Source organism: Frigidibacter sp. MR17.14, from assembly GCF_037095735.1.
Taxonomy (GTDB): Bacteria; Pseudomonadota; Alphaproteobacteria; order Rhodobacterales; family Rhodobacteraceae; genus Frigidibacter.
On sequence record NZ_JBAWKD010000003.1, the window covers coordinates 555,309 to 576,170 of the forward strand.

Genomic DNA, 20,862 nt, shown 5'->3' on the forward strand with positions numbered 1-20,862 from the left:
GCGCGCCACGGTCTATTGAGGGCGACCAGTCCAGATTCACCGGAGCGCCCCATGACCCCCGATCCGATCGCCCGCATCCCCCAGCTCATCGCCACCGAGATCGGGGCGCAGGCGGGACAGGTCCGCAGCGCGATCGAGCTTCTGGACGGCGGCGCCACGGTTCCCTTCATCGCCCGCTACCGCAAGGAGGTGACGGGCGGTCTCGACGACACCCAGCTGCGCACGCTGGCCGAACGGCTGGGCTACCTGCGTGAGATGGAAGACCGCCGCGCCGCGATCCTGAAATCGGTCAAGGAGCAGGGCAAGCTGACCGAAGAGCTGGCGGGCAAGTTCACCGGCGCCACCACCAAATCCGAGCTCGAAGACCTCTACCTGCCCTACAAGCCCAAGCGTCGCACCCGCGCGATGATCGCCCGCGAGAACGGGCTGGAACCGCTGGCCGAGGCGATCCTTGCCGACCGTTCGAAAGACCCCGAGACGCTGGCGGCGGGCTATCTTAACGAAAACGTCGCCGACACCAAGGCCGCGCTCGAAGGCGCGCGCGACATCGTGGCAGAGCGGCTGTCCGAGGATGCCGAGCTTCTGGGCAAGCTGCGCGGCCACATGAAGTCCGCGGGCCGGCTTCAGGCCGCGGTGGTGGCCGGGAAAGAAGCCGAGGGCGCCAAGTTCTCGGACTATTTCCAGCACGACGAGGCATTCGAGACCGCGCCCTCGCACCGGGTGCTGGCGATGCTGCGCGGCCGCAACGAGGGCGTGCTGTCGCTGGATCTGGCGGTCGAGCCCGAGGCCGCCCCCGGCACCAGCCGGGCCGAGGCGATGGCCCGCGCCGCGCTTGGCGCCGCAGGCTCGGCCCCCGGCGACCGCTGGCTGCAGCAGGCGGCGGGCTGGGCCTGGCGGGTGAAGCTGCGCACCTCGCTGACCCTCGACCTGATGGCCGAGGTCCGCGAGCGCGCCGAGGCCGAGGCGATCAACGTCTTCGCCCGCAACCTGAAGGACCTGCTGCTGGCGGCACCCGCCGGCGGCAAGGCCACGATGGGCGTCGACCCGGGCATCCGCACCGGCTGTAAGGTCGCGGTGATCGACGCGACCGGCAAGCTGATGGCGACCTCGACGATCTATCCGTTCCAGCCGAAGAACGACGTGATGGGCGCGATGGCAGAGCTTGCGATGCTCATCCGCAGGCACGGGGTCGAACTCATCGCCGTCGGCAACGGCACCGCCTCGCGCGAGACCGAACGGCTGGTGGCCGAGGTCATCGCCAAGCTGCCCGCCGGCGGCACGAAGCCCACCAAGGTGATCGTCTCGGAAGCCGGCGCCTCGGTCTATTCGGCCTCGGAACTGGCGGCACGGGAATTCCCCGACCTCGACGTGTCCCTGCGCGGGGCGGTGTCGATCGCCCGGCGCCTGCAGGATCCGCTGGCGGAACTGGTGAAGATCGAGCCGAAGTCGATCGGCGTCGGCCAGTACCAGCACGATGTCGACCAGCACCGGCTTGGCCGTTCGCTGGAGGCGGTGGTCGAGGATGCGGTGAACGCGGTGGGGGTCGATCTGAACACGGCCTCGGCGCCGCTTCTGGCCCGCGTCTCGGGCCTCGGGCCCTCGCTGGCCGAGGCGATCGTGCTGCACCGCGACGCGAACGGCAAGTTCGCGACCCGCAAGGAGCTTCTGAAGGTGGCGCGGCTCGGCCCCAAGGCCTTCGAACAGGCGGCGGGCTTCCTGCGCATCCCCGACGGCAAGGAGCCGCTCGACGCCTCCTCGGTCCACCCCGAGGCCTATGACGTGGCCCGCGCCATAGTGAAGGCCTGCGGGCGCGACCTGCGGGCGGTGATGGGCGACGGGGCGCTCCTGAAGGGTCTCAGCGCCCGCGACTTCGTCTCGGACCGCTTCGGCCTGCCGACGGTGAAGGACATCCTGTCGGAACTGGAAAAGCCCGGCCGCGACCCCCGCCCCTCGTTCAAGACCGCGGCCTTCGCCGAGGGCGTGGAAGAGATCAAGGACCTGAAGCCGGGGATGGTGCTGGAGGGCACGGTGACGAACGTCGCCGCCTTCGGCGCCTTCGTCGACATCGGCGTGCACCAGGACGGGCTCGTCCATGTCAGCCAGCTGGCGGACCGCTTCGTGAAGGACCCGCACGAGGTGGTGAAGGCCGGCGACGTGGTGAAGGTCCGCGTCACGGACGTCGACGTCGCGCGCAAGCGCATCGGCCTGACCATGCGCAAGGACGGCGGCGGCGAAAAGCCGGCGGACCGCCCCGCGCGCGACGCCGCACCGAAGGGCAAGCCCGGACCGCGCTCGGCCAGCCCGGCGCCGAAAGAGGGCAGCATGGGCGGCTTCGGCGCCGCGCTGATGGACGCGATGCGCAAGCGCTGAGCAAGGCAGGGGGCGCTGCCCCCTGACCCCCGGGATATTTGCGCCAATGCGAAAATAGGACCCACTGCGCTTTCTCATTGGCGAAAATATCCCGGGGGGAGGTCCCGTAGGGACCTAGGGGGCAGCGCCCCCGCCGGGCATCAGCCAGAGGGACAGGCCGCGCCGGTGTCGATCCAGGCGCGGGTGAGCGCGCCGAAGATCTCCTGGCTGCCCGGCGCGGGCGCGCGGCCCGGACCCGGGACCCAGCCCCAGCCGACCAGCCCGTCATGGGCATTGTGTTCCCACAGCGCCTCGAGGTCCTTGCCGCCGTTCTTCGCCGGGTCCTTGATCTGCGCGCAGATCGCGCCCAGCGACTGGCCCTGCCAGCCCATCGACACCGGGGCGAGCGACCAGGGCTCATGCCCTGGGATCGAGCCCTCGCCGGTCGAGAAGGCAACATTGGCCGCGCCGTGGCAGGTGTTGCAGGTCATGCCCGGCGCGCCGAAGTCCGCGTCGCCGCGCACGACCGGCGGTGAATGCGGGTGCATGTCATCGCCTTGGGTCGGGCCGCCGGTCACCGGGTGACAGTTCAGGCAGCGCGGATGGGTCAGGACCTTGCCCATTTCGTTGAAGATCGCCACAGAACGCTCTGTCTTGTCAGAGATTTTGTCGAAAGCCTCGGGGCCGAGCAGCGTCTCGGCCGGCGGTTCGGTCAGGGGGGTGCCATTGCCGGCGGCGGTGGTCTGGGCCAAGGCCGGGGTGGCCAGCGAAAGCGCCAGCGCAAGGGCGGCGTGCAGTCGGATCGTCATCGTCATCTCCTGTCCGATGCCCTCAGGAAAGCCCGCGCGGGAAGGGAAGCTGGCGCACCGGGGTGCCGGTCAGCGCCCGCCAGGCATTGGCCAGCGCCGGGGCCAGCGCCGGAACGCCGGGCTCGCCCACGCCGGTCGGGTCCTCGGTCGAGGCGATGATCGCCACCTCGACCTTCGGCATCTCGTGGATCCGCAGCATCTGGTAGTCGTCGAAGTTCGACTGCTCGACCGCGCCGCCCTCGCCGAGGCTGATCGCCGAATAGAGCGCGGCAGAGAGCGCATAGCCGATCCCGCCCTCCATCTGGGCGGTGATGATGTTGGGGTTCACCGCCACGCCGCAGTCGACCGCGCACCAGACCCTGGTCACCCGCGGGAAACCGCCGCGATCCTCGACCTCGACGATCTCGGCCACGTAGCTGCCGAAGCTTTTCGCCCAGGCGATGCCATAGCCCTTGTCGCCCTGCTTCGGCCCCTTCCAATCCGCGATCTCGGCCACCTTCTCGATCACCGCGCGCTCGCGCGTGGCCTCGGGTTTCAGGAGTTCGAGCCTTCCTGCGACCGGGTCCTTGCCGGCCTTGGCCAGAACCTCGTCAAGGAAGGTCTCGACCGCGAAGGCGGTGTGGGTGTGCCCGACCGAGCGCCACCACAGCACCGGCACCGGGCTTTGCATCTGCGCCCAGCCGATCCGCTTCGCGCCAAGGTCGTAGGGCAGCCCGCTGGAGCCTTCGAACGAGGTCGGGTCCATGCCGTTCTGCATCATCGCCTCCATCGGCGTGCCGGCCATGATCGACTGGTTGGCGACCACGTTCTCCCAGCCGACGATCTTGCCCGAGGCATCGAGCCCCGCGCGCAGACGGTGCACGGTCAGCGGCCGGTAGTAGCCGCCCTTGATGTCATCCTCGCGGGTCCAGACCAGCTTGAACGCCCCGTCGCGGCCCGCGGCCTTGGCCACGGCCGCGGCCTCTGCCGCGATATGGGCCGAGCCCTGCGCGCGCCGCCCGAAGCTGCCGCCGGCCAGGAGCACGTTGATCGAGACGTTCTCGACCGGCAGGCCCAGCACCTTCGCCGCGGTCGGGCGGTCGAAGGTGGGGAACTGGCAGCCGTACCACATCTCGGCCCGGTCGCCCTTCACCTCGATCACCGCGTCCAGGGGCTCCATCGGCGCATGGGCGAGGAAGGGGAACAGGATCTCGGCCTCGAGCACCTCGGCCGCGCTGGTCAGCGCCTCTTCGACCTCGCCCTCCTTCTCGACGGTGTCACCGCCCTTGGCGGCGGCGCTGGCGAAGGTCTCGAACAGCTGGCGCGACGATCGGGTCTCGGCCCCGGTCTCGTCCCAGTCGGCACTCAGCGCCGCGCGGCCCTTCAGCGCGGCATAGGTGTTGCGGGCATAGACCGCGATGCCCGAGGGGATCTCGCGCACCATCTCGACCCCCGGCACCTTCAGCGCCGCGGTGTCGTCGAAGCCGGTCAGCTTCGCGCCGAACTTCGGCGGATGCGCGACGACGACGGTCAGCATCCCCTCGCGGTAGACATCCATGGTGAACTGGGCGGTGCCGCTGGACTTCGCGACGGTGTCGAGCCGCGGGCGGTCGGTGCCGATCAGCACGAAATCGGCGGGGTCCTTCACCGGCGGGTCCTGCGGCACCGGCAGCGCCGCGGCCTTTTCGGCGAAGGCGCCGAAGCCCGAGGTCTTGCCGCTGCCGGCATGGGCGATCACGCCCTTCGACACGGTGATCTCGGCCTCGGGCACGCCCCAGTCGGCGGCGGCGGCGGCGACCAGCATCGCCCGCGCGGCGGCGCCCGCCTTGCGCATCTGCATGTAGCTGTTGGCGATGGCGGTCGAACCGCCGGTGCCCTGCGCACCGAAGGCGAGGTTGGCGTAGAGCGCGTCATCCGCCGGCGCCCCCATCGCGCGCATCTGGCCCCAGTCGGCGTCGAGTTCCTCTGCGATCAGGGTGGCGAGGCCGGTATAGGGGCCCTGCCCCATCTCGAGATGCTTCGACAGGATCGTCACGGTGTCGTCGGTGCCGATGCGGATGAAGGCATTGGGCGTGGCGGGGGGCACCTTGATGCCGCCGCCCTCCTGCGCGCGCAGGCCGGGGACCGGTAGCGCGAAGGCCAGCGTCAGCCCGCCGATCCCGGCCAGCACGCCGCGGCGGGTGGCGATGAAGCGCGGCGCCACCGGTTCCGGCGCCGGCTGTTGCGATGCGTGGGCGGTCTGAAGGCCCTTGATGAACTGGCTCGTCATCGCTCAGCCCTCCAGCGTCTTGGCGGCATCGTGGATCGCCTGCCGGATGCGGACATAGGTCGCGCAGCGGCAGACATTCCCGGCCATGGCGTTGTCGATGTCCTCATCGCTCGGCGCCGAGACCTGGGACAGCAGCGCGGTTGCCGCCATCACCTGCCCCGACTGGCACCAGCCGCATTGCGGCACGTCGATCGCCACCCAGGCGGCGCGCACCGCCTCGGCCTCGCGGCCCTCGAGGCCTTCGATGGTGGTGACCTCCGATCCCTCGATCGTGCCGATGGGCGTGACGCAGGACCGGCGCGGCATCCCGTCGAGCATGACCGTGCAGGCTCCGCATTGCGCGACGCCGCAGCCAAACTTTGTGCCGGTGAGCTGCAACTCGTCCCTGAGAACCCAAAGCAGCGGGGTTTCGGGATCGACGTCAAGCGTGACGTCCTTCCCGTTCAGCTTGAACGCGGTCATGGCCTGGCCTCCGGGCTGGGGTGTCCGGGCAAAAGGGTAGACCCATGAGTTCAGTTGGCAAGCCGAGTCGTCAGAAAACTGCGGCGGAATGACGCAGGGACAGCCAGACAGGAAAACGGCGGGCCCTGGAGGGGCCCGCCGCGTCATCGTTCCGGTGCGAAGGGATCAGACCTCTTCGCGGCCCGAGGCCAGGATGCAGAGCAGCGTGATCACCGCCGCGGCCAGCAGGTAGTAGCCGACATAGGCCATGCCATAGTTCGCCTGCAGCCAGGTCGCGATGTAGGGCGCGAGCGAGGCGCCGAAGATGCCGGCGAAGTTGAAGGTCAGCGACGAGCCCGAATAGCGCACCCGCGTCGGGAAGGGCGCGGCCAGCGCGGCCCCGATCAGCCCGTAGGTCACGCCCATCAGCGCCATGCCGACGGTGACGAAGGTCAGGATCCCGCCGAGGCCCGCGGCAAAGAGGCCGGCCAGCGCGAAGGAGAAGATCCCGATCAGCACCGTCACCCAGATCAGCACCGTGCGGCGGCCGAAGCGGTCGCCGATCTTGCCCGCGACCACGATGAACAGGCCGAAGACGATCGCACCCCAGAGCTGGATCTCCAGCGCCTCGACCAGCGGCATCTTGATGACCTTGACGTTGTAGGACAGCAGATAGGCCGAGCCGATGTAGAACAGCACGAAGGTCGCCAGCGCCACGAAGGTGCCCAGGAACAGGCTGCGCTTGTGGCGGGCGAACAGCTCCACGACCGGCACCGCGACGCGCTCGTGATGGTCGATGGCCTTCTGGAAGTCCGGCGTCTCGGTCAGCGACAGGCGGACCCACATGCCGATGGCGATCAGGAGGATCGAGCCGAGGAAGGGCACGCGCCAGCCCCAGGCCAGCAGGTCCTCGTTCGACATGAAGTTCAGCAGGATCCAGAAGGTGCCCGAGGACAGGAACAGGCCCACCGGCGCGCCCAGCTGCGGGAACATCGCGAAGAGGTTCTTCTTGCCCGGGGGGGCGTTTTCGGTCGCGATCAGCACCGCGCCGCCCCATTCGCCGCCCAGACCGAAGCCCTGGCCGAAGCGGCAGAGCGCCAGCAGCAGGGGCGCCGCGACGCCGATCGAGGCATAGGTGGGCAGCAGGCCGATGACCACCGTCGAGACGCCCATGGTCAGCAGCGCCGCGACCAGCGTGGCCTTCCGGCCCACGCGGTCACCGAAATGGCCGAAGACCACCGCGCCCAGCGGCCGGGCGAAGAAGGCGATCGAGAAGGTCGCGAACGAGGCGAGAAGCGCGGTCATCGGGTCTTCGCCGGGGAAGAACAGCGCCGGGAACACCAGCACCGCGGCGGTCGCGTAGACGTAGAAGTCGAAGAATTCGATGGTGGTGCCGATGAGGCTCGCCAGCAGCACGCGCGAGGCGGAGTTCACCGGGCGCGCGGCCTCTGCACCAGCGGCCGGCGCGCCGGCCAGCGGGGAGGATGCGTCAGTCATTTTTCTTGTCCGTACCGTGGGGCCCGCGCGGGAGTGCGCCGCCCCGTCACATCGAGTGCAAGCAAACGATCCGCGGGCGTTAGCGCAATCTTAAGACCGCAGGAACCCCCGCCCCGTTGCGAATGTTGCGTCGCATGGCGGGTATGCGGACGACACATGACGGTGCGCGGCGCGCGGGTGTCACGGCGCTGTCACGGGGACATGCTGAAAGCGGACGCGACTCCGCCTTCCTGAACCCGAGGACTCCATGGCCGACAGCTTCCCCCCGCCCGAAAGCGATGATCCCGCGCTCGACTGGCTCGAGGCCGAGCTCGCCGACACGCTCGACGAGGATTACGAGCTCGAGCTCGAGGATGCCGTGCTCAGCCGCGAGATCCGCCGGATCTACCTGAAGGCGCATCCCGAGATGATCGACCGCCGGGTCTATTTCCGCGAACTGCTGCGCCTGCAGTCCGAGCTGATCCGCCTGCAGGACTGGGTGCAGCACTCGAAGGAAAAGGTCGTCGTCCTCTTCGAGGGCCGCGACAGCGCCGGCAAGGGCGGGGTGATCAAGCGCATCCAGCAGCGACTGAATCCGCGGGTGGTGCGCACCGTCGCCCTTCCCGCCCCCTCGGACCGCGAGAAGACGCAATGGTATTTCCAGCGCTATGTCCCGCACCTGCCGGCGGGGGGCGAGATCGTGCTCTTCGACCGCAGCTGGTACAACCGCGCGGGCGTGGAACGGGTGATGGGCTTCGCCAGCGAAGATCAGGTCCAGCAGTTCTTCGACGACGTCCCGGAATTCGAGCGGATGCTGGTGCGCTCGGGCATCCGGCTGGTGAAATACTGGTTCTCGGTCACCGACGAGGAACAGCAGATGCGCTTCCTGATGCGCATCCACGACCCGATGAAGCAGTGGAAGCTGTCGCCGATGGACCTGCAGAGCCGAGTGCGCTGGGAGCAGTACACCAAGGCCAAGGAAGAGATGCTGGCCCGCACCAACATCCCCGAGGCGCCCTGGTACGTGGTGCCGGGCAACGACAAGAAGCGGGCGCGGCTGAACTGCATCGACCACCTGCTGAGCCTGATCCCCTACGGCGACGTGCCGCATGAAGAGATCCACCTGCCCGACCGTGTCTTCAACCCGGATTACGAACGCGCGATCCTGCCGCAGGATCTCTACGTCCCGGCGAAATACTGAACGACAAAGGGCCCCGCAGCGGGGCCCTTCGAAACCTTCGGCTTTCTCATTGGCCCAAATATCCCGGGGGTGAGCGGGCTTCGCCCGCGAGGGGGCAGCGCCCCCTCTCCCCCGGCAGCCCCTCAGGGATGCGCCGCGTAGATCTCGGCCAGTTTCGCGACCGCGGCCTCGGGGCTCATCTCCTCGCTGACGCCGGTGCGGCGCGAGGTGAGTTCCACCTTGTTCTGTGCCAGCCCGCGCGGGCCGACGGTCACGCGCCACGGCAGGCCGATCAGGTCCATGGTCGCGAATTTCGCGCCCGCCCGGTCGTCGCGGTCGTCATAGAGCGGGTCGAGGCCCTTGGCCTTCAGCGCGGCATAAAGCGCCTCGCAGGCCGAGTCCGTGGCGCTGTCGCCCTGCTTGAGGTTGACGATGCCCGCGTGGAACGGGGTGACGCCTTCGGGCCAGATGATGCCCTTGTCGTCGTGGCTGGCCTCGATGATCGCGCCCAGCAGGCGGCTGACGCCGATGCCGTGCGAGCCCATCTCGACCGGCACGCGGCCGCCCTCGGGGGTCACGACCGTGGCGCCCATCGACTCGGAATACTTGGTGCCGAAGTAGAAGATCTGGCCGACCTCGATGCCGCGACCGACCTTGCGGCGCTCTTCGGGGATCTGGTCGAAGAGCGTGGCGTCATGCGTCTCGTCCGTCCGCGCGTAAAGCGTGGTGAACTCGTCGCAGATGCCTTTGACTTCCGCGCGGTTGTCGAAATCGACGGCGCGGTCGCCCAGCTTCAGGTCGGTGACGGCGCTGTCGTAGAACACCTCGGACTCGCCGGTGGAGGCCAGCACCAGGAATTCATGAGTGTTGTCGCCGCCGATCGGGCCCGAGGCCGCGCGCATCGGGATCGCGGTCAGGCCCATGCGCTCGTAGGTGCGCAGATAGCTGACCATGTGGCGGTTGTAGGCGTGCAGCGCATCGTCCTTGGTCAGGTCGAAGTTGTAGCCGTCCTTCATCAGGAACTCGCGGCCGCGCATCACACCGAAGCGCGGGCGCACCTCGTCGCGGAACTTCCACTGGATCTGGTAGAGCGTCAGCGGCAGCTGCTTGTAGCTGTTCACATGGGCGCGGAAGATGTCGGTGATCATCTCCTCGTTCGTCGGCCCGAACAGCATGTCGCGCTCGTGGCGGTCCTTGATGCGCAGCATCTCGGCGCCGTAGTCGTCATAGCGCCCCGACTCCCGCCACAGGTCGGCGGGCTGCATCGTCGGCATCAGGACCGGGATATGGCCGGCGCGGGCCTGTTCCTCGTGCACGATCTGCTCGATCCGGCGCAGCACCTTCAGCCCCATCGGCAGCCAGGAATAGATCCCCGCGGCCTGCTGCTTGATCATGCCGGCGCGCAGCATGTAGCGGTGCGAGACGATCTGCGCCTCGGCGGGGTTTTCCTTCAGGACGGGCAGGAAGTAGCGGCTCAGGCGCATTGGACGGTCCCCGGGGCTTGGCGTAAAAGGGTCCCGAGGGGTGTAGGCGGAAGCCGCGCCCCGCACAAGCCACCGCGCCGGGCAGCGGCTGCGAAGACCGCGCGCCCGGGACCTGCCGGGGCACGCGATCGTCGCTCTCACAGGTCGGCGCCGTCACAGGTCGGCGCCGTCACAGATCGGTTCGGGCCAGTTCGAAATGCATGCCGTCGACGGACTTGCCCGAGAAATGCCCGCCCCAGGCGAAGCCATGGGCCGCGAAGATCGGCACCAGCGGGCGCAGGCTGCCATGCTCGCCGGCCAGCGGCGGCGTCACCCCCACCCCGTTCCAGCGCGCATTGAAGTCGATCGCCACGCCCCAGGAGTGCGAGCTGAGCGAATAGGCCGGGTTGTGGTTCTTGTGGCGCGGCACGAAGGTTCCGGCGCAAGTCAGCAACAGCCCGGCGAGGCCCGCAGAGCGGATGTCGTCCAGCACCGCCTCGTAGACCGGGGCGGCCTTGCGGTGCAGGTACAGCCGCGGGTAGCCGACGTCTTCAAGCAGCGGCGTCTCGAGCGTGACGATATTCTGCCCGACCCAGGCCTGGTCGATGCGGATCGCGCCCTTGGCGGCCTCGGTATAGCTGAACCTGCCGAAGACCTGGTGCAGGCCGGCGATGTCCAGCGGCAGGATGGTCCCGTCGGCGCGCAGCCGCGTCGCACCGGCCGGCACGGCGCCGAGGGTCTGCGGCGGCTCGGCAGGGACCGCGGGTTCGAGCGTCGAGCAGCCGCCCGACCAGACGAAGCCCTCGCCCTCGCAGCGGAACCAGATGTCGTTGCCGGCGACCTCGTCACCCCGGACCATCTCCTGCACCACGATCGCGGTGCCGGGGTCAAGGACGCGCCGCACCGGCGCGCTGCGGCGCGGGGCGCCCTCGCGCAGGTTCAGCCTGGCGGTCGTGGTGACCGAACCGGCCGTCAGATGTGCACCATCAAGCATAGCAGCCTCCTCAGCCCACGGCTTCCAACATCGTTTCGTCCAGCGCCGCCTCGGGCGACGCCTGCGCGACGCGACCGGCCTGCCGGTCGGGCGCCCTCTCGCGCGGGGCCGGCATCGCGTTGGCCGCAGGGGCGACCGCGATCGCCGCGACTGCGGCCGGGGCGGCCAGCGCCGGGGCGGTGGCCGGCGGCGCGACGGCAGGCGCAGCCGAGGCCGTAACGGCGACCGTGGCGGGGGGCGCGGTTGCGGCGGCGGGCGCGATCGTCAGATCCGGCGCGGCCTTGCGCATGAAGGCCTCGACGAAATCCGCGCCCGAATAGCCGGCGGCGAGGATCGCGAAGATCGCCTGCGTCTCGACCTGCGCCACGTTCTTAATCAGGCCGAGCCCGGCCAGCACGCCCGCCACCCCGCCGATCATCAGGCTGCGCAGGAAGCGCCCGCCTTCGAAGCTGGTGGCGAGCCGCGCGCCTTCGACCTGTTGCACCTGGTCGTTGAGCTTCTTCACCCCGGCGATCGAGCGGATCACCTGCCCGCACATACCCACCATCAGGCACAGAAGGATGATTTGTATCCAGGCCGTCGCGGGCAATCCGCCGGCCGCAATCGTGGAGGCACTCTCCATCACTGAACCTCGTCAAAATGACTGAACAAAATCGCAAGCGTGCCGGACCGGCGGCGATGCCGCAGACCCGGACGGGAAAAATGCTGCAAAGGCGCCATACCCTTGGCCAGCAGGATATGATTAAATCTTAAGCGATAGCCCGGGAGCGGCCCGGGCGCAGACTACGACCGCGCCCCTGTCCCCAGACCGTGCCGCAGCACCGTCACAAGGAAGATCAGCATCGAGGCCAGCGTCACCAGCGAGCCGGCGATCGCCAGCCCGTGGGTCACGCCCAGGATGCTGAGCGCGATCCCCGGCACGAACAGCACCACCCCCGCGATCGCCACCAGCAGGTGCACGCGCGCCAGCGGCTGCACCGCCGCCGCCGGGGTGACGTGGTAGTAAAGCCCGAACAGCGCCATCGACACCCAGCCCACGAGGTTGAGATGTGCATGCGCCGGGGCCAGCAGGAAGTCCTCGCGGATCCCCATCTCGATGCCCCAGAGCATGCCCAGCGTCACGCAGGCCACGGCAGCAAGGAAGAAGGCGAAGGCGGTCCGCTTCATGCTGCCACCTCGGTTTCCGCCGACAGGGTCACGAAATGCGCGGCAAGGCTGGCGACGCGCCAGCCGAACAGCACGCCGCGCCCGATGCGCATCGCCGTTCCCGCGCCCAGGGTGATCTGTTCGTCCGGCGTCATCACCGAAAGCTCGCCCTCGAGCACCAGCAGCGCCAGATCGCCCTCGCACTGGCAGCGCAGACCCGAGCGGGAGTCGAGCGGTTCGTGATGGTCCGTCAAGGACAGACCGCGGGGCACGGACGGGAATGGAAGGGCCATCGCCTGCAGCGACGGGGCGACCGAAATATGGCCGGTCATGGCAACCTCGCGTAATAATATGTCGTCAAAATGAACCCGGGCGACAGAAGCGGCCGGAGCCAAACTGGTATCACGAGTCCGCGCCACCGGGCAAGGGAAATTGCCGGCATGCGAACAACCCAGGGGCGGCCGCGGTTTTTCCCGCGGCGGTGCCGGGTGCCCTTGTGCTTGCGGGACGGGGCGGCAATATCGGGGAAAAGACAGGAAGGATTACCCAGATGGCGCTGCCGGTCCGGCAACAGGTGAAGTACTGGGGCATCGCCGCCGTGGTGTTCCTGCTCGTGCTCTGGCTCCTGGGGGGCGTGATCGTGCCCTTCCTCGTCGGCGGTGCCGTGGCCTATTTCATGGACCCCGTCGCCGACCGGCTGGAAAAGATGGGGTTCTCGCGCGCGGCGGCGACGGCGATCATCTCGGTGATCGCGCTGGTGATCTTCGTGCTGGGCGCGCTTCTGGTGGTGCCGACGCTGGTGCGCCAGCTCGCACAGCTGATCAACACCGCGCCGCAGATCTTCAACCAGTTCCAGACCTTCCTGACCGAGCATTTCCCCTCGCTCATGGATGAGCAGTCGGTCCTGCGCGAGACGCTGTCGTCCTTCGGCGAGATGATCCGACAGCGCGGCGGCCAGCTGGTCAGCACCGCGCTGTCCTCGGCGCTGGGCGTGGTCAACTTCATCGTCTTCCTCGTCGTCGTCCCGGTCGTGGCCTTCTACATGCTGCTCGACTGGGATCGGATGATGCGCCATCTCGACAGCTACCTGCCGCGCGAACATGCACCGACGATCCGCGCCATCGCGAAGGACATCGACCAGACGCTGGCCGGCTTCGTGCGCGGGCAGGTGCTGGTCTGCATGATCCTTGGCGTCTACTACGCGGTGACGCTGACGCTGGTCGGGCTGAACTTCGGCTTCGTCGTCGGCGCGATCGCGGGCTTCCTGACCTTCATTCCCTATGTCGGCGCGCTTGTCGGCGGCGGGCTGGCGATCGGGCTCGCGCTGTTCCAGTTCTGGGGCGACTGGTGGTGGATCGTCGCGGTCTGGGCGATCTTCCAGTCCGGCCAGTTCGTCGAGGGCAACATCCTGACCCCGAAACTCGTCGGCGGGTCGGTCGGCCTGCACCCGGTCTGGCTGCTGTTCGCGCTGTCGGCCTTCGGCACGCTCTTCGGCTTCGCGGGCATGCTGGTCGCGGTGCCGGTCGCCGCGGCGCTGGGGGTGATCGCGCGGTTCTTCATCGGCCAGTACAAGGACAGCAAGCTGTATCAGGGCATCGCCGATGCCGATTACGAACCCGACTACCGCGTGGAGGTCCGGATGACCGACGACCTGCGCCCCGCGGGGACCACCGTGCTTGACCACAAGGGCCGCGTCGTGACCACCCCGCCCGCCGCCTCTCCACAGGACGGCAGCGCCGACCCCGCATGATGGCCGAACAGCTCGCCCTCGACCTGCCCCTCGCCCCGGCGATGGGGCGCGCGGATTTCATCGTCGCGCCCTCGAACGCGGTGGCGCTGGCGCAGGTCGATGCCTGGCGCGACTGGCCCGGCGCGAAACTGGCGCTGATCGGGCCCGAGGGCAGCGGCAAGAGCCACCTCGCGCATCTCTGGGCCGAAGAGACCGGAGCCGAGCTGGTGCCCGCCCGCGAACTGGCGCTGGCCGACCTGCCGGATCTGGCCCGTGCCGGCCGCGTCGTGGTCGAGGATGCCGACCGCATCGCAGGCTATGGCGAGGGCGAGCGCGCGTTGTTCCATCTGCACAACATGGTGCTGGCGGGCGGCGGGCGGCTGATGGTGACCGGGCGCAGCGCGCCCTCGCGCTGGGGCGTGGTGCTGCCCGACCTCGCCAGCCGGCTGCAGGCGATGGCGACCGCGGAACTGGCCGAGCCCGACGACCGGCTCTTGTCGATGGTGCTGGTCAAGCTCTTCGCCGACCGGCAGGTGACCGCGCCGGCGACGCTGATCCCCTGGCTGGTGACGCGGATGGACCGCTCGCTGGCCGCGGCGAACCGGCTGGTCGAGCGGCTGGACCGCGAGGCGCTGGCCCGCGGCCGCGCCATCGGTCGGGTGCTGGCGCAGCAGGTGCTGGACGAGGCGGTCTGACCGCCCGGACGGGCCCTTCATGACAGTTCTGTGACCACGGGACCGTGACCGGCGCCTTTTACGACAGGACCGTGCCGACGCTGGCGTTCGTGGCGGCTTCACGGCATAGTGGCTGGCATCCCAACAAAAATGCCGAACGGCACAGTGGTTACCATGAGCAGCAACAGTGCAGACTTCCTGACAGCCCCCTTCCCCGTCCCGCGCTGCCCCTCGGCCGCGGAACGCAAGTCCATGAAGCGATACTTCAATCGCGAGATGAGCTGGCTTGCCTTCAACTGGCGGGTGCTGGACGAGGCGCGCAATCCGCGCGTGCCGCTGCTGGAACAGCTGCGCTTCCTGTCGATTTCGGCCGCCAACCTAGACGAATTCTACACCGTCCGCGTCGCGGGCCTGCGCCAGTTGCGCCGCTCGCGCCCGAACGGGTTGTCGGATGACGGGCTGACCCCGGCCGAGCAGCTTTTCGCGATCAACGCCGACGCGCGCAAGCTGATGGACACCCAGCAGCAGATCTGGAACCGCCTGCGCCGCGAGATCGGCCGCGAGCACATCCACATCGTGCCCCGCGCCCGCCTGCGCAGGACCGACCGCGAGGCGATGCAGGACTACTTCCTGTCCCATGTCTTCCCGGTGCTCTCGCCCCTGGCGATCGACCCGGCGCACCCCTTCCCCTTCATTCCCAACACCGGCTTCTGCCTTGGGCTGGAGCTGGAACGCACCGCCGATCACCGGATCCTGCACGCGCTGCTGCCGGTGCCCGCGCAGCTGCCGCGCTTCGTGCGCCTGCCCTCGCGCCCCGACGAGGCGCGCGTCCTGCTGCTGGAAGAGCTGCTGCTGCTGCACCTCGGCGCACTCTTCCCCGGCTATCAGGAGACCGGTCACTGCGCCTTCCGGGTGCTGCGCGACAGCGACCTCGAGGTCGAGGAAGAGGCCGAGGATCTGGTCCGCGAGTTCGAGACCGCGCTGAAGCGGCGCCGCCGTGGCGAGGTGATCCGACTGAAGATCTCGTCCGGCGCGCCCGAACAGCTGCGCGCGCTGATCATGGAGGAACTCGACGTCGATCCCGACGAGGTGGTCGAGGTCAAGGGTCTGGTCGGCATGGCCGATGTGAAGGAGCTGGTCCTGGACAACCGCCGCGACCTGCTGTGGCCGCCCTTCACCCCGCGGATCCCGGAACGGGTGCAGGACCATGACGGCGACATCTTCGCCGCGATCCGGCAGAAGGACATGCTTCTGCACCACCCCTACGAAACCTTCGACATGGTGATCCGCTTCCTGCAGCAGGCGGCGGCGGACCCGGACGTGCTGGCGATCAAGCAGACGCTCTACCGCACCTCGCGCGACAGCCCGATCGTGGCAGCACTCTGCGAGGCGGCCGAGGCCGGCAAGTCCGTCACCGCGCTGGTCGAACTCAAGGCCCGCTTCGACGAGGCCGCCAATATCCGCCAGTCGCGCCGGCTGGAACGCTCGGGCGCGCATGTCGTCTACGGGTTCACGAACCTCAAGACCCATGCGAAGATCTCGACCGTGGTCCGGCGCGAGGGCGACCGGCTGGTGACCTACACCCATTACGGCACCGGCAACTACCACCCGATCACCGCGCGGATCTACACCGACCTGTCGTTCTTCACCTGCGATCCCGCGCTCGGCCGCGACGCGACCAAGGTGTTCAACTACCTGTCGGGTTATGTGCAGCCCGCGGGGCTGGAAAACCTCGCCATCTCGCCGATCAGCCTGAAGCCGCGGCTCCTGGAACTGATCGAGGCCGAAGCGCAGCACGCGCGCGCCGGCCGCCCGGCCGAGATCTGGGCCAAGATGAACTCGCTGACCGACGTGACGGTGATCGAGGCGCTCTATGCCGCCAGTCAGGCCGGGGTGAAGATCTCCCTCGTCCTGCGCGGGATCTGCGCGCTGCGTCCGGGCATCGAGGGGCTGAGCGAGAACATCCGCGTCAAGTCGATCGTGGGCCGGTTCCTCGAGCACAGCCGCATCGTCTGCTTCGGCAACGGCCACGGGCTGCCGTCGAAACAGGCGCGCGTGTTCCTGTCCTCGGCCGACTGGATGGGGCGCAACCTCGACCGCCGGGTGGAAACGCTGGTCGAGACGCTGAACCCCACGGTGAAGGCGCAGATCGTCAGCCAGATCATGGCCGCGAACATGGCCGACACCGCGCAAAGCTGGGTGCTGGCCCCCACCGGCCGCTACCTGCGCGACGAGACGACCGAGGCGCCCTTCTCCTGCCACCGCTTCTTCATGGAGAACCCCTCGCTGTCCGGCCGGGGCAAGGCCGGGGCCAAGGACGTGCCGCGACTCGCCCATGCCGGCGAGTGACGCCGCGGCCGGCCCGGCCCCGCGGCCGGGTGCGCCGCGGACCATGGCTCGCGTAACCCCCTGATTTGACATGGTGCCCGCGCGCGCCAGCTAAGACCTTGGGCCCGGGTCGAGACTCCGGTCTTGTGCCGCGCGCCCTTGGTTGGCATTGAGGGTCCGACGGCCGGCACCCCGGTGCCGGCCCGTGTGAGGAGTGCGAGATGGAGGATCACGCCTTGGCGCCGACAGAGGACTGGGGCCCCTTCGGCCGCCCGCTGTTCGATGATCCCTCGGCCCGCGCACTGCGCCGGGTCGGCGTGGTGGACGTGGGCTCGAACTCGATCCGGATGGTGGTCTTCGACGGCGCGGCCCGCAGCCCCGCCTATTTCTTCAATGAAAAGGTGATGTGCGGCCTGGGTCAGGGTCTCGCCACCACCGGCCGGCTGAACCCCAAGGGGCGCGAGCGCGCGCTGGCGGCGCTGGCGCGCTTCGCGATGCTCGCCCGCGGCATGGACATGGCGCCCCTGACCTGCGTCGCCACCGCCGCCGTGCGCGAGGCCGAGGACGGCCCCGAGTTCCAGGCGCAGGTGCTGGCAGAGACCGGCCTCAGGCTGCATGTCATCGACGGCCCCGAAGAGGCGCGGCTGTCGGCGCAGGGCGTGCTTCTGGGCTGGCCCGAGGCCGAGGGCCTTGTCTGCGACATCGGCGGCAACTCGATGGAGCTGGCCGAACTCACCGGCGGCGCCATCGGCCGCCGCGCCACCTCTCCCCTTGGTCCGTTCCGCATCCAGCAGGTCGAGGGCGGCCCCGAGGCGGTTGCGGCCCATATCCGGGCCGAGGTCGCCAAGCTGCGCGAGGCGATCCCCGGCACCTACGACCGCATCTACCTTGTCGGCGGCAGCTGGCGCGCCATCGCCCGGCTGGACATGGAGCGGACCACCTACCCGATGACGGTGCTGCACGAATACCGCATGACGCCCGACTCCGCGCTCGAGACCGTCGAGTGGATCGGCAAGAACGACCTGCAGCAGCTGCGCGGCCGGGTCGGCATCTCGTCGGACCGGATGGAGCTGGTGCCGCTGGCCTCGCGCGTGCTGGCCGAGCTGATCCGCCAGTTCGCGCCCAAGGAAATCGACATCTCGAGCTATGGCATCCGCGAGGGGATGCTCTACGAGCAGATGCCCGAAAAGCTGCGCCGCCGCGATCCGCTGATCGAGGCCTGCCGCTTCCAGGAGGCGACGCAGGCCCGCCTGCCCGGCTTCGGCAAGCGGCTTTACGAATTCCTCGAGCCGCTCTTCGCCGGCGCGTCCGAGGCCCGGCTGCGCATCGTCAAGGCGGCCTGCCTGCTGCATGACACCACCTGGCGCACGCACCCCGACTACCGGGCCGAAGCCTGTTTCGACAACATCACCCGCGCCAACCTTGGCGGGCTGTCGCATCCCGAACGGGTGTTCCTGGGGCTGGCGCTGCTGCACCGCTACAAGAACAGCCGTGCCGGCAGCCGGATGGAGCCGATGTTCGCGCTTCTGGACGAGGCCGCGGTGCAGGATGCCGAGGTGCTGGGCAAGGCGATGCGCTTCGCCTCGATGTTCACCATCGGCGACCCCTGCGAGGCGGGCAAGCTGAAGCTGACCAAGAAGGGCGTGCTGGAGCTGACGCTGGAGCCGAAGGGCGTCGCGCTCTTCGGCGAGGTCGCGCAGGCCCGTTTTGCCTCGCTCGCGGCCGCGATGAGCGTGACCACCAACATCAAGGCCGCCAAGCTCGCCAAGGCGGGCTGATCCGGCGGACTGATCCGGCGGGCTGAGGGGTCAGAGGTCGATCGACTGTCCCGGCGGCGGGTCCGGCAGGCCCGGCACCGCATCGGGCACGTCATCGCCCGGGTTCACCTGCTGTGGGGTCCTGCGGCGGATGATGATGTCGCCGTTCGGCAGCTTCTCGGGCATCTGGTAGTTCGCCACGTCGCCGATCATCGCCGCCAACTGGCGCAGCATCGGGCCGATCTCGCGCAGGGCGGGCTCGGCATCGTCCATGAAGCCGTTGAAGAAGTCGCGGGCGCTGTCGCTGAAGCTGTCGGCGAAACCGTCCCCTTCGGGCGCAGAGTCCTGCGCCGCGGCGGGAAGCGCCAGCGACAGGCACAGAAGCGGGGCGATGAGGGGGCGCATCCGGGTCATGCTTCCCATATAGGGCGCCCGCCCCCGCGGGCCAAACGCGGCGCGGGAAAGCCGCTCAGATCTGCAGGTCGAGGCTGACCGGAAAATGGTCCGAGGCGTCCAGCAGCGCCTCGCGCAGGTCCGTGTCGCGGTAGATCTTCGGATCGTCGAAGGGATGCCAGATCCGCCAGGCCGGGGCCTTGGCGCAGAGATCGGGCGAGACCAGCACGAAATCCAGCATGGCCGAGAAATACTGCCGTTCCGGCGCCAGCCAGAACCGGGCAGAGGCCGGGGCCGCCGCGGTCGCATGGCCGCTGGTGGCCCGCGCATGGGGGTCGAACATCCGCAGGGCCGGCGCCTCGTGCGCGCCGGTGACGATCTCCAGCCCCGAGCGGCCGAACAGCGCCTCGAACTCATCGAGGCCGGGGCCGTCGTTGAAATCGCCCAGCACGATCAGCGTGTCGCCGCGGGTCAGATGCTCGACCACCCGCTCGCGCAGCCAGATGCATTGCGCCAGCTGCTTGCGGCGGTTCTGGATCGCCAGCCGCCGGGCGTGGTCGGGGTCATGCGCGCCATGCGGCGCCTTCGATTTCACATGCACCCCGATCAACCGCAGCGCCGTGCCGCCGGCGGTCACCGCCGACAGCTCCAGCGGTGGCTTCGAAAACCGCACCTCGTCCAGCGTCGCGTCGATGTCGAGGTCGATCCGGTAGCTCTGGTCGAAGCGCGGCGCGGCGCCCCCGGGTCCCAGCGGCGGCGCCATCGGCCCCTGCGGGTCATGCTGCACCACGATCCGGTCGGGATCGGTCAGCACCGCGATCTCTTGCTGGGTATCGTTGGCATAGCCCAGAAGCGCGCTGCGCGCCCTCAGGCCGAAGCGCCGCGCCACCGTCTCCAGCATGTCGACCGTGCGCCGGCCGCGGCTGTCATCGGGCGCCTCGATCACCATCAGCAGGTCGGCGTCGAGCCGCTGCAGCACCGTTCCCACCGCCTCGAGCTGGCGGCCGCGGCTAATCTGGTAGCGCGCCGAGAGGTCGTCATCGCCTTCCAGCAGCCGCCCCTCGCCGTCGAAGAGCCCGTTGAACCATTCGACGTTCCAGGTGGCGATCCGCATCACAGTGCCAGGGCTGTGTGGGTCTTGCCGCTGATCTCTTCCCAGGCGCGGTTGACCGCGATCAGCCGCGCTTCGGCCAGCTTGATCGCCTCGGCCGGCAGGCCCCGCGCCGTCAGCCGGTCGGGATGGCTGTCGCGCACCGCCTGCCGCCAGGCCGCCCGCGCCTCTTCGACGGTCGCGGTCTCTTCCAGCCCCAGCACCGTGTAGGGATCGGGCACCTCGCCCTCGACATGGCGGGCGCGGATCGCGCGGAAGGCGGGCTCGCTCAGCCCGAAGATCCCCGCGACCTGCGACAGGAAATCGTCCTCTGCCGGGTGATAGCCGCCATCGGCCACCGCGACGTGGAAGAGCCCCTCCATCACGTCCGACAGCACCGGGTCGCCGGGGCCGAACATCGCCGCGATCTTGCGCGCCCAGGCGTCGAAGCCGGTCACGTCCTGCCGCGCGAGGTTGAAGACCGTGGCCGCATGCGCCTCTTCGTCCGGCGGGATCATGAACACCCGGCGGAAGGCCGCGACCTCGTCCCGGGTCACCGCGCCGTCGGCCTTCGCCATCTTCGCCCCCAGGGCGATGATCGCGATGGTGAAGGCGACAGAGCGTTCCGGCGCCACCGGCTGCGCCCAGAGACGGTCCATGGCGGCCCAGAGCCCCTCGCCCTTGGCAAGGGCGGCGAGGGCGTCGGCAATGCGGGTCCAGATCGACATGGCCGCATCCTAGCGGCTGGCTGCGCCCCTGTCAGCGGAACATCGCCGTCCTGACGC

At 69.2% G+C, this 20,862-nt stretch carries 18 protein-coding genes; 6 read left to right on the forward strand and 12 right to left on the reverse strand.

Annotated features, from left to right (window positions below):
• The first annotated feature begins 51 nt into the window (after positions 1-51).
• A complete protein-coding gene (locus V8J36_RS11360) occupies positions 52-2,370 on the forward strand; it encodes a Tex family protein (protein ID WP_336467391.1) in 2,319 nt (772 codons plus the stop codon).
• A 140-nt stretch (positions 2,371-2,510) separates the two neighbouring features.
• Here the strand turns inward: V8J36_RS11360 and V8J36_RS11365 are convergent, their stop codons facing one another.
• The 4 genes from V8J36_RS11365 to V8J36_RS11380 form a co-directional block, all read right to left on the reverse strand.
• Positions 2,511-3,152, reverse strand: a complete 642-nt coding sequence (locus V8J36_RS11365) for an Isoquinoline 1-oxidoreductase subunit (protein WP_442902483.1) — start codon at positions 3,150-3,152, stop codon at positions 2,511-2,513.
• 28 nt (positions 3,153-3,180) lie between these two features.
• Complete coding sequence (locus V8J36_RS11370) at positions 3,181-5,406, reverse strand: xanthine dehydrogenase family protein molybdopterin-binding subunit (RefSeq protein WP_336467393.1); 2,226 nt, start codon at positions 5,404-5,406, stop codon at positions 3,181-3,183.
• Positions 5,407-5,409: 3 nt separating this feature from the next.
• Positions 5,410-5,868: a (2Fe-2S)-binding protein gene (locus tag V8J36_RS11375; protein WP_336467394.1), complete on the reverse strand. Its 459-nt coding sequence runs from the start codon at positions 5,866-5,868 to the stop codon at positions 5,410-5,412.
• Between the two features lie 165 nt (positions 5,869-6,033).
• Positions 6,034-7,344, reverse strand: coding sequence for an MFS transporter (locus V8J36_RS11380; protein ID WP_336467395.1), 1,311 nt, complete (start codon positions 7,342-7,344; stop codon positions 6,034-6,036).
• Between the two features lie 247 nt (positions 7,345-7,591).
• On the opposite strand from V8J36_RS11380, the gene ppk2 reads away from it, so the two are divergent.
• A complete protein-coding gene (gene ppk2, locus V8J36_RS11385; RefSeq protein ID WP_336467396.1) occupies positions 7,592-8,524 on the forward strand; it encodes a polyphosphate kinase 2 in 933 nt (310 codons plus the stop codon).
• A gap of 122 nt (positions 8,525-8,646) precedes the next feature.
• Here ppk2 and proS read toward each other — a convergent pair whose 3' ends face one another.
• From proS to V8J36_RS11410, 5 genes are all read right to left on the reverse strand, one after another.
• Positions 8,647-9,987, reverse strand: a complete 1,341-nt coding sequence (gene proS / locus V8J36_RS11390) for a proline--tRNA ligase (RefSeq protein ID WP_336467397.1) — start codon at positions 9,985-9,987, stop codon at positions 8,647-8,649.
• 169 nt (positions 9,988-10,156) lie between these two features.
• Entirely contained in the window at positions 10,157-10,960 is an 804-nt protein-coding gene (locus V8J36_RS11395; protein ID WP_336467398.1) for a M15 family metallopeptidase, read from the reverse strand.
• 10 nt (positions 10,961-10,970) lie between these two features.
• Positions 10,971-11,582, reverse strand: a complete 612-nt coding sequence (locus tag V8J36_RS11400; RefSeq protein WP_336467399.1) for a hypothetical protein — start codon at positions 11,580-11,582, stop codon at positions 10,971-10,973.
• 161 nt (positions 11,583-11,743) lie between these two features.
• Positions 11,744-12,127, reverse strand: a complete 384-nt coding sequence (locus tag V8J36_RS11405) for a hypothetical protein (protein ID WP_336467400.1) — start codon at positions 12,125-12,127, stop codon at positions 11,744-11,746.
• Positions 12,124-12,438, reverse strand: coding sequence for a hypothetical protein (locus tag V8J36_RS11410; RefSeq protein WP_336467401.1), 315 nt, complete (start codon positions 12,436-12,438; stop codon positions 12,124-12,126). The genes V8J36_RS11405 and V8J36_RS11410 overlap by 4 nt, the downstream gene beginning before the upstream one ends.
• Positions 12,439-12,656: 218 nt before the next feature.
• Between V8J36_RS11410 and V8J36_RS11415 the strand changes: the two genes are divergently transcribed.
• The 4 genes from V8J36_RS11415 (at position 12,657) to V8J36_RS11430 (ending at position 18,615) form a co-directional block, all read left to right on the forward strand.
• Entirely contained in the window at positions 12,657-13,856 is a 1,200-nt protein-coding gene (locus V8J36_RS11415) for an AI-2E family transporter (RefSeq protein WP_336467402.1), read from the forward strand.
• Positions 13,856-14,530 (forward strand): chromosomal replication initiator DnaA, encoded by a 675-nt coding sequence (locus tag V8J36_RS11420; RefSeq protein ID WP_336467569.1) that lies wholly within the window; start codon positions 13,856-13,858, stop codon positions 14,528-14,530. Before V8J36_RS11415 ends, V8J36_RS11420 begins: the two co-directional genes overlap by 1 nt.
• A gap of 153 nt (positions 14,531-14,683) precedes the next feature.
• Positions 14,684-16,858 (forward strand): RNA degradosome polyphosphate kinase, encoded by a 2,175-nt coding sequence (locus V8J36_RS11425; protein ID WP_336467403.1) that lies wholly within the window; start codon positions 14,684-14,686, stop codon positions 16,856-16,858.
• 200 nt (positions 16,859-17,058) lie between these two features.
• Positions 17,059-18,615 (forward strand): Ppx/GppA family phosphatase, encoded by a 1,557-nt coding sequence (locus V8J36_RS11430; RefSeq protein ID WP_336467404.1) that lies wholly within the window; start codon positions 17,059-17,061, stop codon positions 18,613-18,615.
• A 30-nt stretch (positions 18,616-18,645) separates the two neighbouring features.
• On the opposite strand, the gene V8J36_RS11435 is transcribed toward V8J36_RS11430, so the two are convergent.
• From V8J36_RS11435 to V8J36_RS11445, 3 genes are all read right to left on the reverse strand, one after another.
• Positions 18,646-18,999: a hypothetical protein gene (locus tag V8J36_RS11435; protein WP_336467405.1), complete on the reverse strand. Its 354-nt coding sequence runs from the start codon at positions 18,997-18,999 to the stop codon at positions 18,646-18,648.
• A 64-nt stretch (positions 19,000-19,063) separates the two neighbouring features.
• Positions 19,064-20,101 carry an endonuclease/exonuclease/phosphatase family protein gene (locus V8J36_RS11440; protein ID WP_336467406.1) on the reverse strand — a complete coding sequence of 346 codons (1,038 nt, stop codon included), beginning with the start codon at positions 20,099-20,101 and terminating at the stop codon, positions 19,064-19,066.
• The gene (locus tag V8J36_RS11445; RefSeq protein WP_336467407.1) at positions 20,101-20,805 is read right to left on the reverse strand and encodes a TerB family tellurite resistance protein; all 705 of its coding nucleotides are present in this window, start codon (positions 20,803-20,805) and stop codon (positions 20,101-20,103) included. The genes V8J36_RS11440 and V8J36_RS11445 overlap by 1 nt, the downstream gene beginning before the upstream one ends.
• Between the last annotated feature and the right edge of the window lie 57 nt (positions 20,806-20,862).

Excerpts from the sequence above, each read along its gene's own strand:
- V8J36_RS11380 (WP_336467395.1), bottom strand. The coding sequence starts at position 7,344 with ATGACTGACGCATCCTCCCCGCTGGCCGGCGCGCCGGCCGCTGGTGCA.
- V8J36_RS11405 (WP_336467400.1), bottom strand. The coding sequence starts at position 12,127 with ATGAAGCGGACCGCCTTCGCCTTCTTCCTTGCTGCCGTGGCCTGCGTG.
- V8J36_RS11435 (WP_336467405.1), bottom strand. The coding sequence starts at position 18,999 with ATGCGCCCCCTCATCGCCCCGCTTCTGTGCCTGTCGCTGGCGCTTCCC.
- V8J36_RS11425 (WP_336467403.1), top strand. The coding sequence starts at position 14,684 with ATGAGCAGCAACAGTGCAGACTTCCTGACAGCCCCCTTCCCCGTCCCG.
- V8J36_RS11430 (WP_336467404.1), top strand. The coding sequence starts at position 17,059 with ATGGAGGATCACGCCTTGGCGCCGACAGAGGACTGGGGCCCCTTCGGC.
- V8J36_RS11400 (WP_336467399.1), bottom strand. The coding sequence starts at position 11,582 with ATGGAGAGTGCCTCCACGATTGCGGCCGGCGGATTGCCCGCGACGGCC.
- V8J36_RS11410 (WP_336467401.1), bottom strand. The coding sequence starts at position 12,438 with ATGACCGGCCATATTTCGGTCGCCCCGTCGCTGCAGGCGATGGCCCTT.
- V8J36_RS11445 (WP_336467407.1), bottom strand. The coding sequence starts at position 20,805 with ATGTCGATCTGGACCCGCATTGCCGACGCCCTCGCCGCCCTTGCCAAG.
- V8J36_RS11440 (WP_336467406.1), bottom strand. The coding sequence starts at position 20,101 with ATGCGGATCGCCACCTGGAACGTCGAATGGTTCAACGGGCTCTTCGAC.
- V8J36_RS11370 (WP_336467393.1), bottom strand. The coding sequence starts at position 5,406 with ATGACGAGCCAGTTCATCAAGGGCCTTCAGACCGCCCACGCATCGCAA.
- proS (WP_336467397.1), bottom strand. The coding sequence starts at position 9,987 with ATGCGCCTGAGCCGCTACTTCCTGCCCGTCCTGAAGGAAAACCCCGCC.
- V8J36_RS11395 (WP_336467398.1), bottom strand. The coding sequence starts at position 10,960 with ATGCTTGATGGTGCACATCTGACGGCCGGTTCGGTCACCACGACCGCC.
- V8J36_RS11360 (WP_336467391.1), top strand. The coding sequence starts at position 52 with ATGACCCCCGATCCGATCGCCCGCATCCCCCAGCTCATCGCCACCGAG.
- V8J36_RS11415 (WP_336467402.1), top strand. The coding sequence starts at position 12,657 with ATGGCGCTGCCGGTCCGGCAACAGGTGAAGTACTGGGGCATCGCCGCC.
- V8J36_RS11375 (WP_336467394.1), bottom strand. The coding sequence starts at position 5,868 with ATGACCGCGTTCAAGCTGAACGGGAAGGACGTCACGCTTGACGTCGAT.
- V8J36_RS11420 (WP_336467569.1), top strand. The coding sequence starts at position 13,856 with ATGGCCGAACAGCTCGCCCTCGACCTGCCCCTCGCCCCGGCGATGGGG.
- ppk2 (WP_336467396.1), top strand. The coding sequence starts at position 7,592 with ATGGCCGACAGCTTCCCCCCGCCCGAAAGCGATGATCCCGCGCTCGAC.